1 protein-coding gene and 1 pseudogene are annotated in these 1,762 nt (G+C 64.0%); both read right to left on the reverse strand.

The genetic code is table 11. The features are described 5' to 3' along the window. Window positions 1-72: 72 nt before the first annotated feature. Window positions 73-1,569, reverse strand: a complete 1,497-nt coding sequence (locus CRP50_RS26405) for a methyl-accepting chemotaxis protein (protein WP_176525350.1) — start codon at window positions 1,567-1,569, stop codon at window positions 73-75. A 110-nt stretch (window positions 1,570-1,679) separates the two neighbouring features. Next, window positions 1,680-1,762 (reverse strand): annotated as a pseudogene (locus tag CRP50_RS24715) (IS5/IS1182 family transposase); the annotation flags it as partial.

Here is a 1,762-nt window from a genome sequence, read left to right on the forward strand (position 1 = left end):
CGAGGGTGTCACGTTCCGCGACGGCATCCAGGTGAATGACGCCGATCAAGCCGCCGCCGCCTGACCACGCCGTCACCCAAAATCGGTCATAGCTCGGGAGATGTCCTCGGTGGCCTTTGCCGTCTGTGTCGCCAGACTCTTCACCTCGTTTGCGACGACGGCGAAGCCCTTGCCGGCATCCCCCGCCCGCGCCGCCTCAATGGTGGCGTTGAGCGCAAGCAGATTGGTCTGGCTCGCGATGTCGGTGATCATGTTCACCACTTCGCCGATGCGGTCGGCGGCCGACGCGAGTCCGGCGACGATGCGGCTCGAGTTATCGGCGGCTTCCTTCGCCTGTCGGGAGATCTTCGAAGAATGCGCTACCTGCCGGGCAATCTCGCTGATAGAGGCCGAGAGCTCGTCGGCCGCCGCCGCCACCGTCTGCACGTTGGCCGAGGCCTGTTCGGACGCCGCCGCCACGGCCGAAGCCTGACGCTGCGTCTCTTCGGCGACGGACGACATGTTCTGGGCCGACGAATTGAGCTGGCTCGTGGCCGCGGTCACCGTGGAGAGGATCTCGGCGACGGCGCCGTCGAAGTTGGCGTTCAGTTCCTCTATCCGCTTCGCACGGGCCTCTCGAGCAGCCCTCTCCTTCTCCTGGGCCGTCGCGAGTTCGTCGGCCCGGATCATGTTCTCCTTGAACACCAGGACGGCCCGGGCCATGTCACCCACCTCGTCCTTGTGTCGCGTCGCCGGAACCTCCGCCGTCATGTCCTTATTCGCGAGGCGGCCCATCGCGCCGCACAGGGCGCCGACCGGTCGGGTGATCCCCGTGGCGATCAGGTACGCGGCGCCGCCGCCGAGGGCCAGGGCGATGACCGAGACGATGACCGAGCTGACGGTGGCGTTGTCGATCACCGAAACGACGCGCGGGCCGAGTTCGTCCTGGCTGCTCTTGGCGTTGAGCTTCACCTCCTCGATGGCAGCGGCCATGCGCGGGCCAATGACGTCGAGCGACTGGGTGATGATCCCGTTCCGCGTGTTGATCGTGGTGACGACCTCCTGGAAGCCTGAGAGATATGCTTCCGTCAACGTGACCGCCTCTCCCGCGAGGCGCCGGCGCTCGGGGTTCTGCAGACGGTTGCGAAGATTGACCGCCTCGCCGCCCAGGACCTCCCCTTCCCGCGTAACCCGATCCGCGGCCTCCTGCGAGTTGTCGAGCAGGAAACGATTGGCGTAGAGCCGCACCAGCATCACGCGGCGCAGTACCATCCCGCCCGTGTAAGCCGCTTCTACATCGCCATCCCGGCTGGCGCTCTCCATGATCGTCGTCAGGGTGCGCTCAAGTTCAGGGCCGCGCGTATTCAAGACGTCATTGACGATCGTGTTGCGATTTGCCTGTAAGGCAGTCACTTCATCAAAGCCTTTTTTGTACTCCTCGACCTCCTTGCGAAGCTGCTCCACGACGACCTCTGTCTCCTTAGAGATTGCCACCTTTTCCAGATCAGTGATTACCTGGGTCAGTGCCTCACGCCGATCGTTCACCTGGGCGATCGATGCCTCGTCCCCTTTGCTCAGAAAGAGCCGCATTCCGAGACGCATCTCCAAGATGTTCGCTTGCACGCGACCGGATTCGTTTGTTTCCCGAGCCAAGCCGCGGTACTGCCCGAAGTCGGTGCCGATTGCGTTAGGCTCCAGACTCATAACCAGTAGCTGACGAAGGCGGCGATCTGGACGGCGGCGAGGAAGTTGACGGCCAAGCGGTCATATCTCGTGGCGATGC

This window comes from Caenispirillum bisanense, from assembly GCF_900230255.1.
Taxonomy (GTDB): domain Bacteria; phylum Pseudomonadota; class Alphaproteobacteria; order Rhodospirillales; family Rhodospirillaceae; genus Caenispirillum; species Caenispirillum bisanense_A.

Coding starts and splice junctions, on each gene's coding strand:
- CRP50_RS26405 (WP_176525350.1), bottom strand. CDS start 1,569: ATGCGGCTCTTTCTGAGCAAAGGGGACGAGGCATCGATCGCCCAGGTG.